The 23,720-nt window shown below is 60.8% G+C and carries 22 protein-coding genes; 13 read left to right on the forward strand and 9 right to left on the reverse strand.

What is annotated here, in order from left to right:
• Positions 1-239 precede the first annotated feature (239 nt).
• The 10 genes from QRN33_RS14620 to QRN33_RS14665 all read left to right on the forward strand — a co-directional run bounded on the left by QRN33_RS14620 (position 240) and on the right by QRN33_RS14665 (position 8,708).
• On the forward strand, positions 240-1,049 hold the full coding sequence (locus QRN33_RS14620; RefSeq protein ID WP_065615347.1) for an energy transducer TonB: 810 nt from the start codon (positions 240-242) through the stop codon (positions 1,047-1,049).
• Between the two features lie 45 nt (positions 1,050-1,094).
• Entirely contained in the window at positions 1,095-1,820 is a 726-nt protein-coding gene (locus QRN33_RS14625) for a MotA/TolQ/ExbB proton channel family protein (protein ID WP_042608544.1), read from the forward strand.
• Position 1,821: 1 nt separating this feature from the next.
• Positions 1,822-2,223 (forward strand): ExbD/TolR family protein, encoded by a 402-nt coding sequence (locus QRN33_RS14630; protein ID WP_285409152.1) that lies wholly within the window; start codon positions 1,822-1,824, stop codon positions 2,221-2,223.
• 286 nt (positions 2,224-2,509) lie between these two features.
• Positions 2,510-3,091 (forward strand): alpha/beta hydrolase, encoded by a 582-nt coding sequence (locus QRN33_RS14635; protein WP_285409153.1) that lies wholly within the window; start codon positions 2,510-2,512, stop codon positions 3,089-3,091.
• 51 nt (positions 3,092-3,142) lie between these two features.
• A complete protein-coding gene (locus tag QRN33_RS14640; protein ID WP_285409154.1) occupies positions 3,143-4,063 on the forward strand; it encodes a sigma 54-interacting transcriptional regulator in 921 nt (306 codons plus the stop codon).
• Between the two features lie 254 nt (positions 4,064-4,317).
• Positions 4,318-5,115 carry a MetQ/NlpA family ABC transporter substrate-binding protein gene (locus QRN33_RS14645; protein ID WP_042608547.1) on the forward strand — a complete coding sequence of 266 codons (798 nt, stop codon included), beginning with the start codon at positions 4,318-4,320 and terminating at the stop codon, positions 5,113-5,115.
• A 639-nt stretch (positions 5,116-5,754) separates the two neighbouring features.
• The gene (locus tag QRN33_RS14650; protein ID WP_285409156.1) at positions 5,755-6,420 is read left to right on the forward strand and encodes an amino acid ABC transporter permease; all 666 of its coding nucleotides are present in this window, start codon (positions 5,755-5,757) and stop codon (positions 6,418-6,420) included.
• A complete protein-coding gene (locus QRN33_RS14655; RefSeq protein WP_065615348.1) occupies positions 6,401-7,060 on the forward strand; it encodes an amino acid ABC transporter permease in 660 nt (219 codons plus the stop codon). Before QRN33_RS14650 ends, QRN33_RS14655 begins: the two co-directional genes overlap by 20 nt.
• Positions 7,057-7,839, forward strand: coding sequence for an amino acid ABC transporter ATP-binding protein (locus QRN33_RS14660; protein WP_042608550.1), 783 nt, complete (start codon positions 7,057-7,059; stop codon positions 7,837-7,839). Before QRN33_RS14655 ends, QRN33_RS14660 begins: the two co-directional genes overlap by 4 nt.
• Positions 7,836-8,708 carry a transporter substrate-binding domain-containing protein gene (locus QRN33_RS14665; protein ID WP_285409158.1) on the forward strand — a complete coding sequence of 291 codons (873 nt, stop codon included), beginning with the start codon at positions 7,836-7,838 and terminating at the stop codon, positions 8,706-8,708. Before QRN33_RS14660 ends, QRN33_RS14665 begins: the two co-directional genes overlap by 4 nt.
• A 221-nt stretch (positions 8,709-8,929) precedes the next feature.
• Here the strand turns inward: QRN33_RS14665 and QRN33_RS14670 are convergent, their stop codons facing one another.
• Entirely contained in the window at positions 8,930-10,090 is a 1,161-nt protein-coding gene (locus tag QRN33_RS14670; RefSeq protein ID WP_285409159.1) for an AAA family ATPase, read from the reverse strand.
• 194 nt (positions 10,091-10,284) lie between these two features.
• Here QRN33_RS14670 and QRN33_RS14675 point away from each other — a divergent pair, with 194 nt between their 5' ends.
• From QRN33_RS14675 to QRN33_RS14685, 3 genes are read left to right on the forward strand one after another with little or no spacing between them, the layout of a single operon-like run.
• Positions 10,285-11,388 carry an efflux RND transporter periplasmic adaptor subunit gene (locus QRN33_RS14675; RefSeq protein WP_064361610.1) on the forward strand — a complete coding sequence of 368 codons (1,104 nt, stop codon included), beginning with the start codon at positions 10,285-10,287 and terminating at the stop codon, positions 11,386-11,388.
• Positions 11,385-12,449, forward strand: a complete 1,065-nt coding sequence (locus QRN33_RS14680; RefSeq protein ID WP_064361609.1) for an efflux RND transporter periplasmic adaptor subunit — start codon at positions 11,385-11,387, stop codon at positions 12,447-12,449. The genes QRN33_RS14675 and QRN33_RS14680 overlap by 4 nt, the downstream gene beginning before the upstream one ends.
• Positions 12,446-15,499: an efflux RND transporter permease subunit gene (locus QRN33_RS14685; RefSeq protein ID WP_042608555.1), complete on the forward strand. Its 3,054-nt coding sequence runs from the start codon at positions 12,446-12,448 to the stop codon at positions 15,497-15,499. Before QRN33_RS14680 ends, QRN33_RS14685 begins: the two co-directional genes overlap by 4 nt.
• A gap of 97 nt (positions 15,500-15,596) precedes the next feature.
• Here the strand turns inward: QRN33_RS14685 and QRN33_RS14690 are convergent, their stop codons facing one another.
• From QRN33_RS14690 to QRN33_RS14725, 8 genes are all read right to left on the reverse strand, one after another.
• A complete protein-coding gene (locus QRN33_RS14690) occupies positions 15,597-16,226 on the reverse strand; it encodes a class I SAM-dependent methyltransferase (RefSeq protein WP_173867422.1) in 630 nt (209 codons plus the stop codon).
• Positions 16,227-16,328: 102 nt separating this feature from the next.
• On the reverse strand, positions 16,329-16,685 hold the full coding sequence (locus QRN33_RS14695) for a DUF6124 family protein (RefSeq protein ID WP_042608557.1): 357 nt from the start codon (positions 16,683-16,685) through the stop codon (positions 16,329-16,331).
• Positions 16,686-17,097: 412 nt separating this feature from the next.
• A complete protein-coding gene (locus tag QRN33_RS14700; RefSeq protein WP_064361607.1) occupies positions 17,098-17,742 on the reverse strand; it encodes a methionine ABC transporter permease in 645 nt (214 codons plus the stop codon).
• The gene (locus QRN33_RS14705) at positions 17,732-18,853 is read right to left on the reverse strand and encodes a methionine ABC transporter ATP-binding protein (RefSeq protein WP_064361606.1); all 1,122 of its coding nucleotides are present in this window, start codon (positions 18,851-18,853) and stop codon (positions 17,732-17,734) included. The genes QRN33_RS14700 and QRN33_RS14705 overlap by 11 nt, the downstream gene beginning before the upstream one ends.
• A 2-nt stretch (positions 18,854-18,855) precedes the next feature.
• Positions 18,856-19,665: a MetQ/NlpA family ABC transporter substrate-binding protein gene (locus QRN33_RS14710; protein WP_285409160.1), complete on the reverse strand. Its 810-nt coding sequence runs from the start codon at positions 19,663-19,665 to the stop codon at positions 18,856-18,858.
• Between the two features lie 118 nt (positions 19,666-19,783).
• Positions 19,784-21,142, reverse strand: coding sequence for an LLM class flavin-dependent oxidoreductase (locus QRN33_RS14715; protein ID WP_285409161.1), 1,359 nt, complete (start codon positions 21,140-21,142; stop codon positions 19,784-19,786).
• On the reverse strand, positions 21,142-22,335 hold the full coding sequence (locus tag QRN33_RS14720) for an SfnB family sulfur acquisition oxidoreductase (RefSeq protein ID WP_285409162.1): 1,194 nt from the start codon (positions 22,333-22,335) through the stop codon (positions 21,142-21,144). Before QRN33_RS14720 ends, QRN33_RS14715 begins: the two co-directional genes overlap by 1 nt.
• Positions 22,336-22,361: 26 nt before the next feature.
• The gene (locus QRN33_RS14725) at positions 22,362-23,603 is read right to left on the reverse strand and encodes an SfnB family sulfur acquisition oxidoreductase (protein ID WP_042608563.1); all 1,242 of its coding nucleotides are present in this window, start codon (positions 23,601-23,603) and stop codon (positions 22,362-22,364) included.
• Positions 23,604-23,720 lie beyond the last annotated feature (117 nt).

The following is a 23,720-nucleotide window of genomic DNA, read 5'->3' on the forward strand; positions in this document are numbered from 1 at the left end:
CTTAGCGAATATTTTGAATGCCTAAAACGCATGTTGCGTTATAGCGGGCAGCTACAGCCTGCGTAAACCGAGGCTTAGCGAGAATGCTGCGAATTTAATATTCTTTTTGGGCATATCCATGGCGTTAAAAATTACTTTCCGAGATAAGCACTTGGCTTAATTATTAGCTCATTGATCGCCGTAGAGGTTTAACCGGCGGATCAACAGCCGAACGCAAAAAGACCGCAGGGAGTTGAACAATGGGCAATGTCCAGACCGCCGCCAGCGCAGGGGAATTGCTGTGGCGGCAAACGCCGAGCGGCGAACTGGTCGATCTTGGCCGGCCGCACCGTGTGCCGTTGGGGCAGTTGCGTTTACAGCGTGCACCCAAGGGTATTTTGAGCCGGCGCGAAACCCTTCTGCTCGGTGTGCTCGCGTTGGTCGTGCACGGCGCGGTGATTTATTGGGTCAGCCAGAAACCGACGCCGGTGCTGCCGGTGGTACCGCCGGAGATTCCGCCGATGACCATCGAGTTTTCGCGTCCGGCTCCGCCCGCGCCGCCGGTTGTGGTGCCGCCGCCACCGGCGCCAGTGGTCGAACCGCCGCCGCCAGTGGAAGACGAATTAGCGGTCAAACCGCCGCCGCCCAAGCCGATTCCCAAACCCAAACCGGTGGTGAAACCTCCGCCCAAACCTGCGCCCAAGCCGGTAGAGCAGGCGCCAGCACCAGCGAAACCGGCAGCCCCGGTCGCCGCGCCAGCGCCTCCTGCGCCACCGGCACCGGCGCCTGTTACCCCGGCGTCAGCCAACGCTGCGTACCTGAAAAACCCTGCACCGGAATATCCGTCGCTGGCCCAGCGTCGCGGTTGGGAAGGCACGGTGCTGTTACGGGTGCATGTGTTGGCCAGCGGTAAACCGGGCGAGATCCAGATTGCCAAAAGCAGTGGCCGGCAGCAGCTCGACGACGCCGCGCTGAACGCTGTGAAGCGCTGGAGTTTCGTTCCGGCCAAGCAGGGTGATGTCGCTCAGGACGGCTGGGTCAGCGTGCCCATCGATTTCAAGATTCATTAAACCGAAACCAAATTCGCGCGAAATGTTTACACGAGGGAACACATCATGACGTTACTGGCATCTCCACTGGAATCCATCGAAAGCGCGGTGATCTGGCTGCTGGTGGTTTTTTCCGTCGCCACTTGGGGCCTGGCTCTGCTCAAGGCTGTGCAGTTCGGCCGTCTGAAGGCGCAGGATCGGCGCTTTCATAAACGTTTCTGGGCGGCGTCGAGTCTGGATGCCGCCGCCGAGTTGAGCGAAACCCAGCCCGGTGCCGCAGCACGGGTGGCGCAGGCCGGTTACGCGGCAATCCAGGTGGGCGAGGCGCCGCAGGCGAATGATCTGAGCCAGGCGATCAACCATCAGGATCGCCTCGAGCGCGCCCTGCGCCAGCAGATCGTGCGTGAACGGCGCTCGCTGGAAACCGGTCTGGCAGTGGTCGCAAGTATTGGCAGCACCTCGCCGTTCATTGGTCTGTTCGGCACGGTGTGGGGAATCATGGAGGCCTTGAAAGGCATCAGCGCTGCCGGTTCGGCAAGCCTGGAAACGGTGGCAGGCCCGATTGGCGCGGCACTGGTCGCGACCGGTGTGGGGATCGCCGTCGCGGTGCCGGCGGTGCTGGTTTACAACTACTTTCTGCGGCGTCTGAAATTGACCGCGGCGGATCTGGATGACTTCGCCCACGACTTCTACAGCCTGGCGCAGAAGAGTGCATTCCGCGTACTGATCCACCCGACCGCGCACAAGGTGGCGACGCCGGGCAACGCGGCAAAAGTGAAGGAGGCGTCCTGACATGGCCTTCTCTACGCAAGACACGGACGAGGTGCTCAGCGAAATCAACGTGACGCCACTGGTGGACGTAATGCTGGTGCTGCTGGTGGTCTTCATCGTCACCGCGCCACTGCTGACCAACGCGATACCGATCAACCTGCCGAAGACCGAAGCGGTGGCGCCGGTCGAGCAGAAGGATCCGCTGGTGGTGAGCATCGACGGCGCCGGCAAGCTGTTTATCAACAAGGACGAGATCCAGCCTGACTTGCTCGAATTCAACCTCAAGTCGGCCAAGGCCAAGGACCCGGAAGTGCGCGTGCAATTGCAGGCCGATGACGGGGTGAACTACGGCGAGGTGGCGAGGGCGATGGCTTCAATCGAACGGGCAGGGATTACCAAATTGTCGGTGATCACTGCGCAGTGACAGATGTTGTTTTTCCGGGGCCGTTTCCTTGGCAGGGTGCGGCCCTTTTTTTATCCATTTTTTGCCCACGACACTCTCCAATGTGGGAGCGAGCCTGCTCGCGGAGGCGCCATTCGCCACAACATCTTCGTCGACTGATGCACCGTATTCGCGAGCAGGCTCGCTCCCACAGACTTTATGCGACATATGCATTATGGGTCTTAATAAATAGCTTCTTATTCCTTAACGAATATAACTCCTCTCCCTATACTCGACCCAGAACAGACACGACGCAGGAGAGCTCCCCATGCGCAACGAATCAATCCGTTACCTGATTGTGCCGGGCTGGCAAGGATCGCCAGAAGATCATTGGCAAAGCCATTGGCAGAACAGCCTGCCGAACAGTGCGCGGGTCGAACAGGCCGATTGGCTGACACCGCGCCGTGAGGACTGGGTCGCCGCGCTGGCCGAAGCGGTTGCCGCCGACAGCACGCCGGTGATTTTGATTGCTCACAGCCTCGGCTGCATCACGGTTGCCCACTGGGCGGCGACTGCGCCGCTGCAATACCTGCGTCAGGTGCGCGGGGCGTTGCTGGTCGCGCCGGCCGATGTCGAGCGTCCTGCCTGCGCGCCGGCACTGCGCAACTTCGCGCCGATCCCGACGGATCTGTTGCCGTTCCCCAGCCAGGTCGTCAGCTCCGACAACGACGCCGCCGTCAGTGCGCCGCGCGCTTTGGAGCTGGCGCGCAATTGGGGTGCGGAGGCGGGGATTCTCGCCGGAGCCGGGCACATCAACATCAAGTCCGGGCATCAGCGTTGGGAGCAGGGTTTTGCCTATCTCTATCGCCTGCAAAACCGCCTTGAACACCACGCCCGCCGTCGCGCCTGACCTTATTTTTCAACGCCCCCGTCGGCTGGCGGTTTTGGGCGGGAGCCTGCCATGAGTTTCGAAACCTTCGGTCAGCCCTTGCTGACCTTTCCCGATGCGGAAAAAAGCCCCCTGAGCATTCGCGCCAAAGCGCTGGTGTTTGTCGATCCGCGCTCGCGGCAATTGCGTGAAGAACTCGAACAACTGGCACCACGTTCGATCTCGGTGTTGATCCGCGGCGAGACCGGCACCGGTAAAGAGCTGCTGGCCCGGCACATCCATCGCGCCAGCGACCGCAGCGGTCTGTTCGTTTCGGTGAATTGCGGTGCGATCAGCCCGACCTACGCCGATGCCGAACTGTTCGGCTACGCTGCCGGCAGCTACAGCGGCGCAGCCAGCAGCCGCGCCGGCTGGTTCGGTTCGGCCAATGGCGGCACCTTGTACCTGGATGAGATCGGCGACCTGCCACTGCCGATCCAGATCAAGTTGCTCGCGGCCCTGGAAAACCACGAAGTCACCCGCGTCGGTGCGCATCAGCCGAGCCCGGTGGATGTGCGCCTGGTCGCCGCGACCAGTATTGATCTGGCCCAGGCCGTGGACGCCGGAAAATTCCACGAGCGGCTCTATCACTACCTCAGCGAGGGTCATCTGGAGCTGCCGGCATTGCGCGCGCGCACCGGCGACATCCTCTCGCTCGCCGAGTATTTCCTCGGCATCTACAGCCAGCGTCTCGACCTGCCGGTGCCGCTGATCAGCGAGGCGGCGCAGCACGTGCTCGAACAACACAGCTGGCCGGGCAACACCCGCGAACTGGAAAACGTCATTCACTTCGCCCTGCTGGTCAGCACAGGTGACGAGATTCTGCCGGAGCATCTGAACCTGCCGCCGGTGCTGACGCAGATCGAAAGCCAGATCAAACAGATCCTGACCACCGGCTCCACCGCTGACCAAGCCGCGCTGAAGCAACTTCTGGCGAACGTCAAACTCCTGTAGGAGCTGCGGCACGCTGCGATCTTTTGATCTTCAGCTGTCTCAAAGCCTTGAAAATCAAAAGATCGCAGCCTTCGGCAGCTCCTACAGTTGAGGTAGAGCTGTATGAACAAAATGGAATATGAAGCTGAATAAACGTTATTGTCCGGGAATAAAAAATCCGGGTATTGTCCGCCTCACGCCAGCGATATCACTTCACTGGCACACGTATTAATGCCGTCGTCGATGACGACCGTGATTTTCGATAAGGACACTGCATGAAAAAGGTTCTGTTGTTTACCGCATTGGCGGCTGCGCTCACGGCTTCTTTCGCCAACGCCGGCGAGAAACTGGTGGTTGCCGCAACGCCGGTGCCACACGCTGAAATCCTCGAGCTGATCAAGCCGACCCTGGCCAAAGAAGGCGTGGATCTGGAAATCAAGGTTTTCACCGACTACGTGCAACCGAACGTACAGGTTGGCGAGAAGCGTCTGGACGCCAACTACTTCCAGACCCTGCCGTACCTGAACAGCTTCAACCAGGGCAAATACAAGGACGACAAATCCAAGTACCTGGTGACCGTGCAGGGTGTGCACGTTGAACCGTTCGGTGGCTACTCGAGCAAGTACAAGACCCTGGCTGAACTGCCGGACGGCGCCACCATCGCCATCCCGAACGAAGGCAGCAACAGCGGCCGTGCCCTGATCCTGCTGCAGAAGGCTGGCCTGATCGAACTGAAAGACCCGAAAAACGCCTTGGCGACGCCGAAGGACATTGCCAAGAACCCGCACAACTTCAAGTTCAAGGAACTGGAATCGGCCCTGCTGCCACGCGTACTGAAAGAAGTTGATCTGGACATGATCAACACCAACTACGCCCTGGAAGCCAAGCTGAACCCGACCAAGGATGCGCTGGTGATCGAAGGCGCTGACTCGCCGTACGTGAACTTCCTGGTGGCCCGTGAGGACAACAAGAACAGCGACGCGATCCAGAAACTGGCCAAGGCCCTGACCAGCCCGGAAGTCAAAGCCTTCATCGAGAAGAAGTACAGCGGCGCGGTGTTGCCGGCGTTCTGATCTGACGCTTGAGTGAATCCGCTTCAGACGTGAAAACGCCGATGGCCAGTGATGGGCATCGGCGTTTTTGTGTGTGCGTTGAAAAGCCCCTCACCCTAACCCTCTCCCGGAGGGAGAAGGGGCTGAATGGGGGATGCTGTAGAGGTCCGCCGACCTGATCGCGCGTCGCTGAATCCATAATCGACTCGGTCCTTCAGGTCGATGTACGACAAAAGCCCCTCACCCCAGCCCTCTCCCTCGGGGGAGGGCTGGGGTGAGGGGCTTTTGATTTACGCTGTGGTCTTCAACGCCCGTCTCAACGCCACCAGCAATTTCACAATGTCCTGCGGATCCAGCCGCTGCGGCACTTTTACGTCCATGTTGTTCTTCCTTGTGGTGAATGGGCCGGAGAGTCTGGCCAAAAGCTGTTCGTCCTTGGAGGTCTTTCGTGAAAAAAAGATCCGTCCTACAGCGCAAAGAAAAATAGCCTTCTTATTCTTTCCCGGCAAACCCACAAGATAGTTTTTTGAGTGATATCAATATGCTTTAACGGTATTTAAATTCTTGTTTTTATACCTATAAAGTCAGTGCCTGCCGGACAGCCACCCGCCGTCCATGGATTGCATCACCGCCGCTTACCGAGCGGCGTCAGGACGCTTCATGACTTTCGACTACGCCTTTATCCTCAGCACCCTGCCGGCCTTTCTCAAGGCCGTCGGTGTGACGCTGCAGGTCGGATTGATCGCGATCGGCACTTCGCTGCTGGTGGCGCTGCTCAACGCGACGATTCTGGTGTTCCGCACGCCTTACCTGGGAAAACTGGTCGGCCTCTATGTAGAGCTGGCGCGTAACACGCCGCTGTTGATCCAGCTGTTCTTCATCTACTTCGCTTTGCCGGCAGTGGGAATCCAGGTTTCCGGTTTCACTGCGGCAATCATCACCATGACTTTCCTTGGCGGTGCCTACCTCACCGAAGTGCTGCGCGCCGGCGTCGATGCGGTGCCCCAGGCGCAACTGGAATCCGGGCGGTCGATCGGCCTGTCCCACGGCCAGTTGCTGCGCTATGTGATCCTGCCGCAGGCAGGGATCCTCAGCCTACCGTCGCTGTTCGCCAATTTCATTTTCCTGCTCAAGGAAACCACCGTGGTCTCGGCGGTGGCGGTGCCGGAAATCCTCTACACCACCAAGAGCTACATCGCGCTCTACTACAAAACCTACGAAATGCTCGCCGTGCTGACGCTGATCTGCGTGCTGCTGTTCCTGCCGCTGTCGCTGTTGCTCAGCCGTCTGGAAAGGAGGCTCCAGCATGGCCAGTTCGGGTCTTGAACTGCTCTGGGTGTCGTTGCCACAACTGGCCAGGGGCGCCGGGCAAACCCTGTCGATCTCGTTTCTGAGCATCGCCATCAGTACGGTCGGCGGCTTGCTCTACGGTGTGCTGCGCACATTGAACGTAACGTGGCTGAACGCGATTTTGCGCATCTATCTGGAGTTGTTCCGGGCGATCCCGGTGCTGGTCTGGTTGTATCTGCTGTTCTTCGGTTTGCCGATTTTCTTCGGCCTGAGCCTGCCGAGCTTCTGGTGCGCGGTGCTGGTGCTGTCGCTGTGGGGCGCCAGCGAGGTCGGCGAAGTGGCGCGCGGTGCGCTGCATTCGTTACCGCGCGGGCAGCGCGAAGCGGGGCTGTCGATCGGTCTGAATGCTGCGCAACTGTATGGCTACGTACTGCTGCCGCAAGCACTCAAGCGCATGACGCCGCCGACCATCAACGTCTACACGCGGATCATCAAGACCAGTTCGCTGGCGGTGCTCATTGGCGTCGTCGATGTGATCAAGGTCGGCCAACAGATCATCGAGCGCACTTACGAATCGGTACTGATCTACGGCGCGCTGTTCCTGTTTTTCTTTTTCATCTGCTACCCGCTCTCGGCCGCCTCACGCGTGCTGGAACGGCGCTGGACGCAAGCATGAGCGCACTGATCGAGTTTCACGGCTTCAACAAATTCTATGGCGAGCAGCAGGTGCTCAACGGCATCGACCTGCAAGTGCAGAGCGGCGAAGTGATCGTCATTCTTGGCCCCAGCGGTTGCGGCAAAAGCACCTTGCTGCGTTGCCTCAATGGTCTGGAAGAGGCGCACAGCGGCAGCCTGAAATTCGTCGGCCGGGAGCTGCTGGACAAAGCCACTGACTGGCGCGAAATCCGTCAGCAGATCGGCATGGTGTTCCAGAGTTATCACCTGTTCCCGCACATGAACGTGCTCGACAACCTGCTGCTCGGCCCGCTCAAGGTGCAGAAGCGCCAGCGCCGCGAAGCGCAACAGCAGGCCGAAGCCTTGCTTGAGCGCGTCGGTCTGCTGGACAAGCGCGATGCTTTCCCGCGCCAGCTCTCCGGCGGCCAGCAGCAACGCATCGCCATCGTCCGGTCGCTGTGCATGAACCCACGGGTCATGCTCTTCGACGAAGTCACCGCCGCCCTCGACCCGGAAATGGTCAAGGAAGTGCTGCAGGTCATTCAGGGCCTGGCCCGCGAAGGCATGACCCTGTTGATCGTCACCCACGAAATGGCCTTCGCCCGCGCGGTGGCCGACCGCATCGTGTTCATGGATGCCGGGCGCATCCTTGAACAGTCCCCACCCGAGATTTTCTTTACGAACCCGCAAACCGCACGCGCGCAGCAGTTTCTGGAGAAGTTCTCCTTCGTTGCCACACTGCCAGAAACGAATCCGACAAAGGAACTGGAACCGCTATGAAAACTGCCGCTCTGTTAATGCCTCTGCTCAGCCTCGCCTTGCTTGCCGCTTGCGGCAAAACCGAAGAGCCGCCAAAGCCGAAGGTCGCCAGCGAAAGCGCCGCGCCTGCCGGTTATCTGGACAAGATCAAGGCCCGCGACAAATTGATCGTCGGTGTATTTACCGACAAACCACCGTTCGGCTTCGTCGATGAGGCGGGGCGCTACGTCGGCTTCGACACCGACATCGGCCGGCGCTTCGCCAAGGATCTGCTCGGCGATGAAAACAAGGTCGAGTTTGTTGCCGTCGAGCCGGCCAGCCGCATTCCGTTTCTGCAAAGCGACAAGGTCGACCTGATCCTCGCCAACATGACCGTCACCCCGGAGCGCAAGGAAGCGGTGGAATTCACCAACCCGAACCTCAAGGTGGCCGTGCAGGCGCTGGTGCCGCAGGGCAGTTCGGTGAAAAAGCTCGATGATCTGGCGACGCGCACCACGATTGTCACCACCGGCACCACCGCTGATATCTGGCTGACCAAGAACCACCCGGACTGGAAACTGCTCAAGTTCGAGAAGAACTCCGAGTCGCTGCAAGCCTTGGCCAATGGCCGTGGCGATGCCTACGCGCAGGATAATCTGGTGCTGTTCAGCTGGGCCAAACAGAATCCCGGCTATCGCGTGCTCGAGGAAAAACTGGGCGCCGAGGCGCCGATTGCGCCGGCCGTGAAGAAGGGCAATCTGGAGTTACGTGACTGGGTCAACAGCGAGCTGGCCAAACTGGGCGAGGAGAAATACCTGCTCAAGCTCTATGACCAATATGTGCGTAAAGAGCTGAGCGATGACACCCGGCCTGAGAGTGTGATTGTTGAAGGGGGCAAGTGGCAGGGGTGATTGCCTGTTGGATCGGCGGTGAGGCTTGCCCCTCACCCCAGCCCTCTCCCGAGGGAGAGGGAGCCGACCGAGTTGTCTTGCATCAGAATCGACCTGACAAACCGAGTCGATTATGAATTCACAGAAGCAATTTCAGGTCGACGCAATTCTCGCAAACAACTCGATCAGTCCCCTCTCCCTCTGGGAGAGGGTCAGGGTGAGGGGCTTTTCGCTGGCACCGCTCAATCCGGCCAGTGCCACGCTGGCTCATCCAGCACCCGCTGGCCGACAATTCCGGTCTGCCCCAGCGTCTTCTCCAGCACGATGCAATTGCACTGCGGATCTTCCTGCAATGCCGAGATCAGCCGCCGCGCGTGGGACACCACCCACACCTGGCATTGCTCTGAAGCGCAGATGATCAGTCGCGCCAGCGCCGGCAGCAGGTCCGGATGCAGGCTGGTTTCCGGTTCGTTGAGCACCATCAGCGATGGCGGTCGTGGGGTCAACAGTGCCGCGACCAACAGCAGATAGCGCAAGGTCCCGTCCGACAGCTCTGCCGCTGACAACGGCCGCAGCAAGCCTTCCTGATAAAACTCGATGGCGAAACGGCCACCGGCCAACGGCGCGATGTTCAGTCGCGCGCCGGGAAACGCATCGCTGATCGCCGCGCTTAACGCCTGCGGGTCGCCGATTTCGATAATCGTCTGCAAGGCTGCCGCCAGATCGCGACCGTCGTGGTGCAACACTGGCGTGCGCGTGCCCAATTGCGGCTGACGCACCGGCGCGTCGGCATCGCTGCGAAAGTGATCATAGAAGCGCCAGCGGCGGATGAACTCGCGCATCTGGAATACTTCCGGCGAGCTGCGCAGATTGCCGACCTGATCGAACAGGCTGTCGAAGTGCGGCGTGTGTTGCGCCAGCACATCCCAGGTACGACCTTCGCGGGCGCGAATCATCGGGCCGTTGCGGTCGACCAGCAGGCTCGCCGGGCGAAACACCGGGCCGGCCCAGATGCATTCACGTTTGATTTCCGGATCGAGCGAAAAACACGAACGGCTCGGCTCCGGCAGGCCCAGGCCAATGGCGTAACTGAAATCCTTGCCGGCAAATCCCAGGCGCAACCGTTTCACGCCCTGGCGCACCGTCGCCTCGATCGCCACCTCACCGTTGCGCATGCGCCGGCTGATGGTTTCCGGCCCGGCCCAGAACGTCGATTCCAGCCCGCCCTCACGCGCGAGCGCATTGACCACGCCGCCCTGCGCGGTTTCCGCCAGCAGGCGCAGGGCGCGATAGAGGTTGGACTTGCCGCTGCCATTGGGTCCCGTAATGAGGTTCAGGCGCCCGAGCGGAATCACCAGTTTGTTGATCGAGCGGTAATTGGCCACGGCCAGGGTATGAAGCATGGAATTCCTTCTCTTCGGGCGGCCCTTGGAGGAGCTGCCGCAGGCTGCGATCTTTTGATCTTGAAAAAGCAAAGATCGCAGCCTTCGGCAGCTCCTGCACGGAAATGTTGTGATCGCTCAGGCGAACGTTGAACCCTGTTCTAAGCTCACAGTCGTATCGTCACTTGCACGTTCGTACACAGGAAGGAGTCTGCATGGCAAGTCCCGGAATGAAAACAGCGGTCATGCTGAGTCTGTTCACTTTGCTCACCGCTTGCGGCGACAAGAAACCTGCTCAGGAATACCTGCCACGGGTCTTTGTGCAAGCGGTCGAACCGGCCAACTACGCCGCAGCGGTGACCCTCACCGGTGATGTGCAGGCGCGGGTGCAGACGCAGCTGTCGTTCCGCGTCGGCGGCAAGATCATTCAGCGCATGGTCGATGTCGGCGACCGGGTCACGGCCAAACAGGTACTGGCCAAGCTCGATCCGAAAGATCTGCAGACCAACGTCGATTCCGCTCAGGCCCAAGTCGTCGCCGAACAGGCCCGCGTCAAGCAAGCCGCGGCGGCCTTCGTCCGTCAGCAAAAACTCCTGCCCAAGGGCTACACCAGTCAGAGCGAATACGATTCGGCGCAAGCGGCGCTGCGCAGCAGCCAGAGCGCATTGAGCGCGGCGCAGGCGCAGTTGGCCAACGCCAGGGATCAGCTCAGCTATACCTCGCTGATCGCCGATGCACCGGGCGTGATCACCGAGCGCCAGGCTGAAGTCGGCCAAGTGGTACAGGCCACCGCACCGATTTTCAGCCTTGCCCGCGATGGCGACCGCGACGCAGTGTTCAATGTCTACGAATCGCTGCTGGCCGAGCGGCCGTCCGATCGTTCGATCGTGGTCAGCCTGCTCGACAACCCCGAAATCAAAACCACCGGCACCGTGCGCGAAATCACCCCCTCGGTATCGGCGCAGTCGGGCACCGTGCAGGTCAAGGTCAGCCTCGACAAACTGCCGCCGGGCATGCAGCTCGGTTCGGTGGTGAGCGCCACCGCCAAAGGCACCGGCAAATCGGCGGTGGAACTGCCATGGTCGGCGTTGACGAAAAACATCAGCGACCCGGCGGTATGGCTGGTCGATGACAAGGGCGAAGCGCAGTTGCATACGGTCACCGTCGGTCGTTACCTGACCGGCAAAGTGATCATCAGCGAAGGCCTCAAGGGCGGCGAGAAAGTCATCGTCGCCGGCGGCCAGTTGCTGCACCCCGGCATGAAAGTCGAGATTGCCGAAAACACCTACAAGGATCTGCAACCGGGAGCGCAGCCATGAAGCGTCTCGGCCTGTTGTGCATGGCGCTGCTGCTGGGCGCCTGCTCGGAAAAGGAAAAACCACCGGAACCGGTACGCCCGGTGCTGTCGGTCACGGTCAAAGCGCTGAACGAAGAAAGCCTCGGGCGCTTTGCCGGCAGTATTCAGGCGCGCTACGAGAGCAACACCGGTTTCCGCGTCGGCGGCCGGATCGCCCGGCGTAACGTCGATGTCGGCGCCGAGGTGCAGAAGGGCACTTTGCTCGCCACCCTCGACCCGTCCGACCAGCAGAATCAGTTGCGTTCGGCCCAAGGCGATCTGGCGAGGATCCAGGCGCAACTGATCAACGCTCAGGCCAACGCACGTCGTCAGCAAGCGCTGTTCGATCGCGGCGTCGGTGCGCAGGCGCAACTGGACGTCGCCAACACCGACCTGAAAACCACCCAGGCCTCGCTCGATCAGGCACGCGCAGCGGTCAGCCAGAGCAAGGACCAGTTGAGCTACACCGAGCTGCGCTCCGATCACAAAGCCGTGGTCACCGCGTGGAACGCCGAGGCCGGGCAGGTGGTGACCGCCGGGCAACAAGTGGTGACGCTGGCGCAACCGGACATCAAGGAAGCGGTGATCGACCTGCCCGATACGCTGGTCGATCAGTTGCCCAGCGACGTGGTGTTCTCGGTGGCCGCGCAACTGGACCCGAGCATCAACACCACGGCGATCATCCGCGAGATCGAGCCCCAGGCACAAAGCGCTACGCGCACCCGTCGCGCCCGTCTGACGTTGTCGGATACGCCGGACGGTTTCCGCCTCGGCACCGCGATCAGCGTGACCCTCAGCTCGGCGATCAAGCCGCGGATCGAACTGCCGCTCACGGCCTTGCAGGAAGTCGATGGCAAAACCCGGATCTGGGTGATCGACACGCAAAACAAAACCGTCAACCCGCGTGAGGTCAGCGTGGTCAGCCGTGGTGACAACAGCGTGGTGCTGGCCGGCGGTGTGCAAAACGGCGAGCGCGTGGTCAGCGCCGGCGTCAACAGTCTCAAACCCGGACAATCGGTAAAACTTGACGAGGACAGTCAATGAAAGGCTCTTTCAACCTCTCCGAATGGGCCCTCAAGCACCAGTCTTTCGTGTGGTACCTGATGTTCGTCGGGCTGCTGATGGGAGTGTTCTCGTACTTCAATCTGGGGCGCGAAGAAGACCCGTCATTCACCATCAAGACCATGGTGATCCAGACCAAATGGCCGGGCGCGACCCAGGAAGAAACCCTCAAGCAGGTCACCGACCGCATCGAGAAAAAACTTGAGGAGCTCGATTCCCTCGACTACGTGAAAAGCTACACGCGCCCCGGCGAATCGACGGTGTACGTGTACCTGCGTGACACCACCAGTGCCAAGGACATCCCGGAAATCTGGTACCAGGTGCGCAAGAAGATCGACGACATTCGCGGCCAGTTCCCCCAGGGCATTCAGGGCCCGGGATTCAATGATGAATTCGGTGACGTGTACGGCTCGGTCTACGCCTTCACCGCCGACGGCCTGACCATGCGTCAGTTGCGCGATTACGTGGAACAGGCGCGCGCCGAAATCCGCAACGTGCCTGGGCTGGGCAAGATCGAAATGGTCGGCCAGCAGGACGAAACGATTTACCTGAATTTCTCCACGCGCAAACTCGCAGCGCTGGGTATCGACCAGCGCCAGGTGGTGCAGAGCCTGCAATCGCAGAACGCCGTGACCCCGGCCGGGGTGATCGAGGCGGGGCCAGAGCGGATTTCCGTACGCACCTCGGGCCAGTTCGCTTCGGAAAAAGACCTCGCCGAGGTCAATCTCAAGCTCAATGATCGCTTCTATCGTCTGGCCGACATCGCCGAGATCAGCCGTGGCTACGTCGACCCGGCGACGCCGGAATTCCGCTTCGACGGCAAACCGGCGATCGGCCTGGCGATTGCCATGCAGAAGGGCGGCAACGTTCAGGAGTTCGGTAAAGCGCTGCACGAGCGCATCGACCAGCTCACCGCCGACTTGCCGGTCGGCGTTGGCGTGCACACGGTTTCCGATCAGGCGGTGGTGGTGGAAGAGGCCGTTGGCGGTTTCACCAGCGCCCTGTTCGAAGCGGTCATCATCGTGCTGGTGGTGAGCTTCATCAGCCTCGGCGTGCGCGCCGGCCTGGTGGTGGCGTGCTCGATTCCGCTGGTGCTGGCGATGGTTTTTGTGTTCATGGAATACAGCGGCATCACCATGCAGCGGATTTCCCTCGGCGCGCTGATCATTGCCCTTGGCCTGCTGGTGGACGATGCGATGATCACCGTGGAAATGATGGTCACGCGTCTGGAAATGGGCGAGAGCAAAGAGCAGGCGGCGACCTTCGCCTACACTTCGACGGCGTTCCCGATGCTCACCGGTACGCTGGTGACCGTCGCCGGTTTCGTGCCCATCGGCCTCAACGCCAGCTCTGCCGGTGAATACACGTTCACGCTGTTCGCGGTGATCGCGGTAGCGATGATCGTCTCGTGGGTGGTGGCGGTGTTCTTTGCGCCGGTGATTGGCGTGCACATCCTCAGCGACAAGGTGAAGGCCCATGATGCCGAGCCGGGTCGCGTCGGCCGGGCATTCAACGGCGGTCTGTTGTGGGCCATGCGCAATCGCTGGTGGGCGATCGGCGTCACCGTGCTGTTGTTCGTGCTGGCAGTGTTCTGCATGCGCTTCGTACAGAACCAGTTTTTCCCGGCATCCGACCGCCCGGAAATTCTCGTCGACCTGAACCTGCCGCAAAACGCCTCGATCGATGAAACCCGCAAAGCGGTGGACAAGCTCGAAGCAACGCTCAAGGGCGATCCGGACATCGTGCGCTGGAGCACTTACATCGGTCAGGGCGCGATCCGTTTCTACCTGCCCCTCGATCAGCAATTGCAGAATCCGTACTACGCGCAACTGGTGATCGTCAGCAAGGATTTCGAGGCCCGCGAGGCCCTCAGCCAGCGCTTGCGCGAGCGCCTGCACAAAGACTTCGTCGGCATCGGCAGCTACGTGCAGGCCCTGGAGATGGGGCCTCCAGTGGGGCGTCCGATCCAGTACCGGGTCAGCGGCAAGGACGTCGATCAGGTGCGCAAACACGCCATCGATCTGGCCACCGAACTGGACAAGAACCCGCACATCGGCGAGATCATTTACGACTGGAACGAACCGGGCAAAGTCCTGCGCATCGACATCGCCCAGGACAAGGCGCGGCAACTCGGGCTGTCGTCCGAAGACGTCGCCAACCTGATGAACAGCATCGTCAGCGGCTCGCCGTTGACCCAGGTCGATGACGACATCTACCTGATCAACGTGGTCGGTCGCGCGGTCGACTCCGAGCGCGGTACCCCGGAAACCCTGCAGAACCTGCAGATCGTCACGCCGAGCGGCACCTCGATTCCGCTGCTGGCGTTCGCCACCGTGCGCTATGAACTGGAGCAGCCGCTGGTGTGGCGTCGTGATCGCTTGCCGACCATTACCATCAAGGCCTCGGTGCGCGACGAGATTCAGCCGACCGATCTGGTGAAATTGCTCAAGCCGTCGATCGACGCTTTTGCGTCGAAATTGCCGGTCGGCTACAAGGTCGCCACCGGCGGTACGGTCGAGGAAAGCGGCAAGGCCCAGGGGCCGATTGCCAAGGTGCTGCCGCTGATGCTGTTCCTCATGGCGACGTTCCTGATGATCCAGTTGCACAGCGTGCAGAAGATGTTCCTGGTCGCCAGTGTCGCCCCGCTGGGGCTGATCGGCGTAGTGCTGGCGCTGGTGCCGACCGGTACGCCGATGGGCTTTGTGGCGATCCTCGGGATTCTCGCGCTGATCGGCATCATCATCCGCAACTCGGTGATCCTGGTGACCCAGATCGATGAGTTCGAGCAAAAGGGCTACGCGCCGTGGGACGCGGTGGTCGAGGCCACCGAACACCGACGCCGCCCCATCCTGCTGACCGCCGCAGCGGCGAGCATGGGCATGATCCCGATTGCGCGGGAAGTGTTCTGGGGGCCGATGGCCTACGCGATGATTGGCGGCATCGTCGTGGCGACATTGCTGACGCTGCTGTTCCTGCCGGCGTTGTATGTGGCCTGGTACAAGATTCGTGAACCGCAGAAGGACGCGGCTTAAAAGCGAGTGCTGCGCACTCATCGCGAGCAGGCTCACTCCTACAGTTGAAATGCGTCCCCTGTAGGAGTGAGCCTGCTCGCGATGGCGTCAGAACGGTTTATGAAGATTTATGCCACACGCTCGCCAGCCAAGGCTGCTGTTCGCGCGGCAAACCGGCCGGCCGGTAATAATGCTCAAGCTCGACAAACCCCGCCGCCGTCAACAAACCGCGCCAGGCCTCGAGATCGTGGTACGAGCCGTAGCGCGGCCCGTTCCAGCCCTCCCGGTTGTCGCCACGCGGATTGGAGCTGAACAACACACCGCCCGGTTTCAGGGTGTCGTGCAATTGCCGCAGCACCTGCGGCAACACCTGCAACGGCACATGAAACAGTACGGCATTGGCGAAAATGCCGTCGAAGCGTGCGGCGGGCAGGTCAAGTTGCAGAAAGTCTTGCTGCCAGACTTCGCAACCGCTGTCCTCGCGGGCCATGCGCGCGAATTCCTGCGAGCCATCGAGGCCGATCGCGTGGTGGCCCATGCGCGTGAACGTCTGCAAATCCCGTCCCGGACCGCAGCCGAAATCCAGAATGGTCAACGGCGGCTCCGCCTGAATGTGGCGCAACAGCGCTTCGATATTCTGGCTGACATCGTGGTCGCGAGTGCCCTCACGGAAATCCTCGGCCACCGAGTTGTAGTGACCAAGGGTCGTGGCGGTGATCTGTTCGAGGTCGCTGGGCGTTTTCATGATCGATGCTGTATTGGCAATGTGAGGGCGGACTATAAGCTGTTTTGCCGGCAAAAAAACGCCGCCTGCGCTGGCTTCAGTGCGGGCGGCGATGGGTGCCAGGCTTCAGAGCTGCTTCGCTCCCAGACAATCGATCGAACGGTCCATCATCGCTTTGGCCATTTCCAGCAGATGCCAGACCGAGAACACCATGGCGCGATCCGCGCCCCCGAGCTGATCACCGCATTGATGCACGGTCACCGAAGCGCAGCGCAGCAGATCGGCGACATACAACTGCGCATCCTCCAGCGTCACATCCTCGCTGATGCTGTAGACACGTTTCTGTCCCGCCAACGTGACCTGTGTGCCAGCCAGATGCGAGTCGACGGCGCGGCACAATGCGGAGCGATCCTTGAGCAAATCCTCGGTGAACCGCTTGCTTGAGGTAAGGCTGAGTGGCGGATCGGCAAGATTTTTTTCCATGGGTAAACTCCTGACTACAAGTGGGAGCCAACCATTTCGCGACTAAACGAGCAGGGCGGCGGCTGCACGCGGATCAGTCGCCGGCCGCCGGTTATCGGCGCACCCGAAAGTGCCCTGCGCACAGCCAACATCGGACAGCTAAAGCCTCTGCCGAGGTCAGGCCTGACTGCACGCCCAGCGAATCCGGACAACTGAATCCGGTCACCGCAAAACAGTGACGACCGGAGATTAGCTACGGGATATTTCGGGTACAAGCGGGCAAATCATTCTAGGAAGCGTCCTGCAAACCCGCGTGGTTCGGGCTGGCGAAACGATAAAAATCATGTAGGAAGCTTCTGATTTTAACTACAGGCGTTGCCCAAAATAGTGCGATCACATCGGCTCGGTTGATGGCCACCTGCCGCTATCGACCTTAGCGCTTATTCAGCCCTCGCGCCAGCCTGTCTCCACCCAATTGAATCAGCGCCACCAACGCCACCAGCAAGACAATCACCGTCAACATGATCTGACTGTCGAAGCGCTGATAGCCGTAGCGGTAAGCGATATCCCCCAACCCGCCAGCACCGATTGCACCGGCCATCGCCGAGGAGTTGATCATTGTCACCAGGGTGATGGTGAACCCTCCGACAATTCCGGGCAGCGCCTCGGGCAACAGTACATGCCAGACGATGTGCCAGCGTCGGCAGCCCATCGCCTGTGCCGCTTCGATCAGGCCATGATCGACCTCGCGCAGACTCACTTCGGCGATCCGCGCAAAGAACGGCGTCGCAGCAATGGTCAGCGGAACCACAGCGGCCCACACACCGTATGTGGTGCCGACGATCAGGCGGGTGAATGGAATCAGGGCGACCATCAGAATCAGGAATGGAATCGAGCGGAACAGATTGACGAAGGCGCCCAAGGCGCGGTTCAGCAGCGGCGCTTGATAGATCCCGCCCTTGTCGCTGGTGACCAGAATCACCGCCATGGGAATGCCCACCAGCAGCGCGATCAGCGACGACACGCCGACCATCAAAAAGGTGTCGATAAAACCCTGCAGCAAGCGATCAAACCACATAACCCAATACCTCCACCCGTTGCGCCCAGTGTCCGGCGCGTTCACGCAATTGTTCGGCGCTGAAAGTCGAGCCGCTGACGGCCAGCAACAGCTGCCCCAGCGCATGCCCCTGGATCCGTTCGACACCGCCCTGAAGCAGCTTCACCCGGCCACCCAATGCAGCGAATAACGCGGCCAGATCCGGCTCGTCTGCCGCACTGCCGGTGAACTGCAAACGCAACACCACCGCCGCATCAGAAGCCGTGGATTGCGCCTGCAAACGGCTTTGCAATTCTTCCGGCAGGGCGTGCTGCAGCGGCGCCAGCAGGGTCTGGCTGACTGCGTGTTGCGGATTGCCGAACACTTGCCACACCGGCCCTTGCTCGACCACATGGCCATGCTCGAGCACGACGACGCGGTCGCAAATCTCGCGGATCACCGCCATCTCGTGAGTGATCAGCACAATGGTCAGGCCCAGGCGTTTATTAATCTGGCGCAACAGGCCGAGGATCGACTGCGTGGTTTCCGGGTCGAGGGCCGACGTCGCTTCATCGCAGAGCAGAATGTCCGGGTCATGTACCAGCGCGCGGGCGATGCCGACGCGCTGTTTCTGCCCGCCGGAAAGCTGCGCCGGGTATGCCTTGTGCTTGCCTTGCAGGCCGACCAGTTCGAGCAGTTCGCGGACCTTGTTCTCGCGTTGCGCCTTCGGCACACCGGCCACTTTCAGCGGCAACTCGACGTTCTGCCAGACGGTCTTGGCCGACATCAGGTTGAAATGCTGGAAGATCATGCCTATGCGTCGGCGCAGGGCGACGAGGCGGTCTTCATCGAACTCGCCGATATCCACCTGATCGATCAGCACGCGGCCCGATGTCGGTTGCTCAAGACGATTGATCGTACGGATCAACGACGACTTGCCGGCGCCGCTGCGGCCGATGATGCCGAACACTTCCCCGCGCTGGATTGCCAGGTCGATGCCCTGCAAAGCCGCGACCGGGCCTTGCCGGCCGTTGTAGGTTTTGCCCAGGCCGATAAAGCGTACGTGGGCGCGATTCAACTCGGGGTGCAGCTCGGTTTGTTCAGCATTGTGTGGCTCTGGAAGCTCCAGTCGCCGTTGGATCGCGGCAGTCATGTTCAGCTTTCCCAACCGGCCTGATAGAGCTTGCCGTGGGCTTTATCCAGCGCCGCGCGAACGGCTGGCGAATGCTGATAGATGTCGACGAACTTGATCAGGCGGGGGTCGGTTTTGCTCTTCGGCTGGATGACGAACTGGATCACGTATTCCTTGTGATCGAGACCGTCGAACAGCAGCGCCGAGCTGGCATCGAAGGTCTTCGCCAGTCGGATATAGGCCGGGTAACCCTGAACCAGATCGGCGTCGTCATACGCGCGCACCAGTTGCACGGCTTCGACCTGAAGGATCCTGATCTTCTTCGGGTTGGCGACGATGTCGTCCTCGGTGGCCTTGTAGCCGACGCCCGGTTTCAAGGTGATCAACCCGGCCTTGGCGAGCAATTGCAGCCCGCGACCGCTGTTGATCGGATCGTTGGCGATGGCGACGCTGGCGCCTTCGGGCAGGTCATCGAAGCTTTTGTATTTCTTCGAATACAGGCCGACGTTGTTGATGATCCCCGGTGCGAACGGCACCAGATCGAAACCGGACGCGGCTTTGGCGTTTTCCAGGAACGGGATGTGCTGGAAGTAATTCACGTCGATATCACCAGCGGCGAGGCTGACGTTGGGCGCGATCCAGTCGGTGAATTCCACCAGCTCGACTTTCAGGCCTTGCCTGGAGGCCTCTTCGACGGCGGCTTCCAGCGGAATGGCAAACGCGGCGGTGGTGCCGACTTTTAGCGGCGCATCGCCAGCGAATACCGCCGAGCTGAACAGGCCGAAGGCCAGGGCCAGTGCTTTGACTGTGTGGGTCAGGATTTTTTTGGTCATGGTGGTTTTTCCAGTCAGTGCATGAATTTGTTGTGCCGGGGAGGGCCTCTTCGCGAGCAGGCTCGCTCCCACAGGGGTACGCATTTCAAATGTGGGAGTGAGCCTGCTCGCGATGCTTTTAGCGGCGAAACGCGGAACCGGTGTGTTGCTCAGGCAACTGCGCCTCCCCGTGAAACAGCTTTTCGCGCAAGGTGCCGTCGTCGTACGCGGTCTTGTACGAGCCGCGCCGCTGCAACTCGGGAATCACCAGTTCGATGAAATCGACATAGCTTTCCGGGGTGACGATGCGGGTCAGGTTGAAACCGTCCAGCCCGGTTTCGGCGATCCACGATTCCAGCGCATCCGCCACTTGCTCGGGCGAGCCGACCACGGTGATGTAGCGGCCTCCGAGGGCGTGTTGCTCGAGCAATTTGCGTCGGGTCCAGTCGTTGTTCTGCAGATTTTTCGTCGCCGACTGAATCGCGTTGCTCTTTACGTACTGGATCGGTTCGTCGATTTCGTATTGGGCAAAGTCGATGCCGGTGGACGCGGAAAAGTGCGCCACGCCGGCCTCGGCACTGGCGTAACTCAAGTACTCGGCATGCTTGGCCCAAGCCGCCTCTTCAGTGGCACCGACAATGACGTTGAGGCCCATGAACACCTTGATGTCTTGCGGATTGCGCCCGGCCTCGACCGCGCTGGCGCGGACTTTATCGACCTGCACCCTGGTCGACGGTTTGTTCTGACCGCTGATGAACACGCACTCGGCGTGCCGCCCGGCGAAGAGCAATCCGCGATCGGAGCTGCCAGCCTGAAACAGCACTGGCGTGCGCTGCGGTGAAGGTTCGCAGAGGTGATAGCCCTCGACCTGATAGAACTCGCCCCTGTGCTCGACCTTGTGCACTTTTTGCGGGTTGGCGTAGATGCGCTGCTCCCGGTCATTGAGCACCGCGCCGTTTTCCCAGCTGCCTTCCCAGAGTTTGTACAACACCTGCAGATATTCTTCGGCCTGGTCATAGCGACGGTCGTGTTCGACCTGTTCGCGCAGACCCATGGCTTTGGCAGCGCTGTCCAGGTAACCGGTGACGATGTTCCAGCCGACCCGGCCGCGACTCAGATGATCGAGCGTGGACATGCGTCGGGCGAACAGATACGGCGGTTCGTAAGTGAGATTGGCGGTCAGGCCGAAGCCGAGGTTTTTGGTGACAGCGGCCATCGCCGAAACCAATAGCAGCGGATCGTTGACCGGCAACTGGATCGACTCTTTCAGCGTCACGTCGACCGAGTTCTGGTAGACGTCGTAGACGCCGACGATGTCAGCGATGAACAAGCCATCGAATAATCCGCGCTCCAACAACTGCGCCAGTTCGGTCCAGTACTCGATGGTGTTGTAGCGGGTCGAGGTGTCGCGCGGATGCGTCCACAGGCCATGATTGATATGGCCGATGCAGTTCATGTTGAACGCATTGAGCAGGATCTTCTTTTTCGCGGCGGCCATCAGATGGTCCCCCGCAGCGGCGGTTTTTCATCGTTGAGGTAGTAATTGCCCACCGCGTGATATTTCCAGCGCACTGGGTCATGCAGGGTGTGCACGCGAGCGTTGCGCCAGTGCCGATCGAGGCCGTGCTCACTCAGCGTCGCCTGACTGCCGGCGAGTTCGAACAGCGTACTGCCAGCGGCGAGGGAAATTTCCGTGCTGATTGCGCGTGCTTCAGCCACCGCGATCGATGCGGCAGCGACAGTGTCAGCATTGGTTTCAGCTTGCGCGGCATCAAGGAATTCGCCGGCGCGTTCGAGCAAGGCTTCGGTGGCGTGCAGACGAATGCTCAAGTGGCCGAAGCTCTTCAGCGTCAGCGGATCTTCGGTGGCTTTGTCGTTGCCGGAATCGATCCACGGACGGGTCTTGCTGCGCACGAAGTGCAAGGCATCTTCGTAAGCGGCGCGGGCAATACCGGTGTCGATGGCGGCGTGGAGAATCTGGGCCAGCGGGCCGACCGTGGTCGGGCGTTCGAAAGCGCTCTGGAACGGCAGCACGTCTTCAGCCGCCACATACACATCTTCGAACACTACCGAACCGCTGCCGGTGGTGCGCTGGCCGAAGCCGCTCCAGTCGTCGATCACCGTCAGGCCTTTGCTCTCACGCGGGACGAAGGCCAGTTGCTGCACGCCGTTTTCATCGACTACCGACGTCGGTATGCGCTGCGCGTAAATCGCCCCGGTCGAGTAGAACTTGCGACCGTTGATGCGATAACCCTCGCCGTCGCGGGTGAGGCGCGTGACGCGGTCGTGTGCGGTTTTGGTGCCCAGTTCTGCCAAGGCATTGCCGAAGCGTTGCCCGGCGAGTACCTCGGCGTACAGGCGCTGTTTCTGTTCGTCGCTGCCATTCACGCGCAGCACTTCCAGCGCGTAGAAATGGTTCTGCGGAATCTGTCCCAGCGAGCCGTCGGCCTGGGCGATCAGCGCGATGACTGTGGCCAGGGTGACGTTGGATACGCCAGCGCCGCCGTATTCTTTCGGCACGCTGATGCCCCACAAACCGGAGCGGGAAAACACTTCGAGCTCCACCAATGGCAGGCGGCGTTCGCGGTCGCGCAGGGCACTGTCGCGCTTGAAGTCTTCGGCCAGGTCGCTGGCGACGATCAGGGCTTGCTCATCGCTGGTGATGACCGCGACGTGATGGGAAAGCGTCATGTTTTTCCTCCAGATGTCTGGTCGTCTCAGATCCAGGAATGGCGAGCCGGCAAGGTGCCGTTGAGGCGATAAGCACCGACCGCGTGATATTTCCAGCGCACCGGGTCGTGCAGGGTGTGCACGCGTGCGTTGCGCCAGTGGCGGTCGAGATTGAATTCGGCGAGGGTTGCGCGACTGCCCGCCAGTTCGAACAGCTTTTCGCTGGCCAGCAGCGAAACTTCGGTGGTCAGCACTTTCGCTTCGGCCACGGCGATAGACGCGCGTGCGGCCGATTCGGCAGTCAGCGGTGCGGCGTGGACCTGATCGAGTACTTTGCCGGCCTTGCGCAGCAGTGCTTCGGCGGCGTGCAGTTCGATTTTCAGTTTGCCGATATCGGCGATCACATAGAGGTCATCGCTGGCGCGCTCGACCTTGGCGTCGATCCATGGCCGTGCGCGGGTTTTGACGAACTCGATGGCGTCGTCGATGGCGCCACGGGCGATGCCGGCATCGATCGCCGCTTGAATCAGCTGCGACACTGCGCCTTGGGTGTTCGGCTTCTCATTGATCTTCCAGTTGTCGATGACCAGGCTCGACTCGACGCGCACGTTGTTCAGCAAAATCGTGCCGCTGGCGGTGGTGCGCTGGCCGAAGCCCGACCAGTCATCAACGATGCGCAAACCCGGTGTGCCGCGACGGACGAAAGCCAGCACTTGCTTGCCGTCATCGTTGAGCGCTTTCACCGCGACCCAGTGCGCAAACAGGGCACCGGTGGAGTAGAACTTCTGGCCGTTGATCACGTAGTCATCGCCATCGGCGGTGATGCGCGCTTTCAGTTCCAGAGTATTTTTTGTGCCGCGTTCCGGGCCGGCGTTACCGATGCGCCAGCCTTCCAGAACACTCTGGAACAGCTGCTTTTTCTGCGCTTCGGTGGCGCTGCCGAGCACCAGATTGATGATGCCGAACTGGTTCTGCGGGATCTGCCCGAGCGCCGGGTCGGCGGCGGAAATGATCGCGAATACTTCGGCCAGCGTGACGAAGGAAACCTGAGGGCCGCCGTATTCACGGGGGATGGCAATGCTGCCCAGACCGCTGCGGGTGAACTGTTCGATTTCCGACCACGGCAGCTTGCGCTGGCGGTCGCGTTTGGCCGCCTGCACGCGGGCAACCTGCGCCAGGTCATGGGCGGCCTTGATCGCTTGAGCGTCGTTGCGCAGTACTTGCGCGGGCAACAACAGCGGGGCGATGTCCAGATCGGACTGCACGTTTGCATCTGCAAGACTGGACATCAGTGCCGCTCCCTGGCTGCACGCAATGCCCTGGCGATCTGCACTGGGGTGATTGTGTTCCGGACCATACCTACCTCACATCTCATGAAAAACGCCGCGAAGTGCGACGATTGAAAG

The sequence above is a fragment of the Pseudomonas sp. FR229a genome (genome assembly GCF_030209115.1).
Lineage (GTDB): Bacteria > Pseudomonadota > Gammaproteobacteria > Pseudomonadales > Pseudomonadaceae > Aquipseudomonas > Aquipseudomonas moraviensis_A.

Coding starts and splice junctions, on each gene's coding strand:
- QRN33_RS14640 (WP_285409154.1), top strand. CDS start 3,143: ATGAGTTTCGAAACCTTCGGTCAGCCCTTGCTGACCTTTCCCGATGCG.
- QRN33_RS14695 (WP_042608557.1), bottom strand. CDS start 16,685: ATGGAAAAAAATCTTGCCGATCCGCCACTCAGCCTTACCTCAAGCAAG.
- QRN33_RS14710 (WP_285409160.1), bottom strand. CDS start 19,665: ATGACCAAAAAAATCCTGACCCACACAGTCAAAGCACTGGCCCTGGCC.
- QRN33_RS14705 (WP_064361606.1), bottom strand. CDS start 18,853: ATGACTGCCGCGATCCAACGGCGACTGGAGCTTCCAGAGCCACACAAT.
- QRN33_RS14660 (WP_042608550.1), top strand. CDS start 7,057: ATGAGCGCACTGATCGAGTTTCACGGCTTCAACAAATTCTATGGCGAG.
- QRN33_RS14635 (WP_285409153.1), top strand. CDS start 2,510: ATGCGCAACGAATCAATCCGTTACCTGATTGTGCCGGGCTGGCAAGGA.
- QRN33_RS14725 (WP_042608563.1), bottom strand. CDS start 23,603: ATGTCCAGTCTTGCAGATGCAAACGTGCAGTCCGATCTGGACATCGCC.
- QRN33_RS14685 (WP_042608555.1), top strand. CDS start 12,446: ATGAAAGGCTCTTTCAACCTCTCCGAATGGGCCCTCAAGCACCAGTCT.
- QRN33_RS14630 (WP_285409152.1), top strand. CDS start 1,822: ATGGCCTTCTCTACGCAAGACACGGACGAGGTGCTCAGCGAAATCAAC.
- QRN33_RS14700 (WP_064361607.1), bottom strand. CDS start 17,742: ATGTGGTTTGATCGCTTGCTGCAGGGTTTTATCGACACCTTTTTGATG.
- QRN33_RS14720 (WP_285409162.1), bottom strand. CDS start 22,335: ATGACGCTTTCCCATCACGTCGCGGTCATCACCAGCGATGAGCAAGCC.
- QRN33_RS14675 (WP_064361610.1), top strand. CDS start 10,285: ATGGCAAGTCCCGGAATGAAAACAGCGGTCATGCTGAGTCTGTTCACT.
- QRN33_RS14650 (WP_285409156.1), top strand. CDS start 5,755: ATGACTTTCGACTACGCCTTTATCCTCAGCACCCTGCCGGCCTTTCTC.
- QRN33_RS14645 (WP_042608547.1), top strand. CDS start 4,318: ATGAAAAAGGTTCTGTTGTTTACCGCATTGGCGGCTGCGCTCACGGCT.
- QRN33_RS14670 (WP_285409159.1), bottom strand. CDS start 10,090: ATGCTTCATACCCTGGCCGTGGCCAATTACCGCTCGATCAACAAACTG.
- QRN33_RS14715 (WP_285409161.1), bottom strand. CDS start 21,142: ATGGCCGCCGCGAAAAAGAAGATCCTGCTCAATGCGTTCAACATGAAC.
- QRN33_RS14625 (WP_042608544.1), top strand. CDS start 1,095: ATGACGTTACTGGCATCTCCACTGGAATCCATCGAAAGCGCGGTGATC.
- QRN33_RS14655 (WP_065615348.1), top strand. CDS start 6,401: ATGGCCAGTTCGGGTCTTGAACTGCTCTGGGTGTCGTTGCCACAACTG.
- QRN33_RS14680 (WP_064361609.1), top strand. CDS start 11,385: ATGAAGCGTCTCGGCCTGTTGTGCATGGCGCTGCTGCTGGGCGCCTGC.
- QRN33_RS14665 (WP_285409158.1), top strand. CDS start 7,836: ATGAAAACTGCCGCTCTGTTAATGCCTCTGCTCAGCCTCGCCTTGCTT.
- QRN33_RS14620 (WP_065615347.1), top strand. CDS start 240: ATGGGCAATGTCCAGACCGCCGCCAGCGCAGGGGAATTGCTGTGGCGG.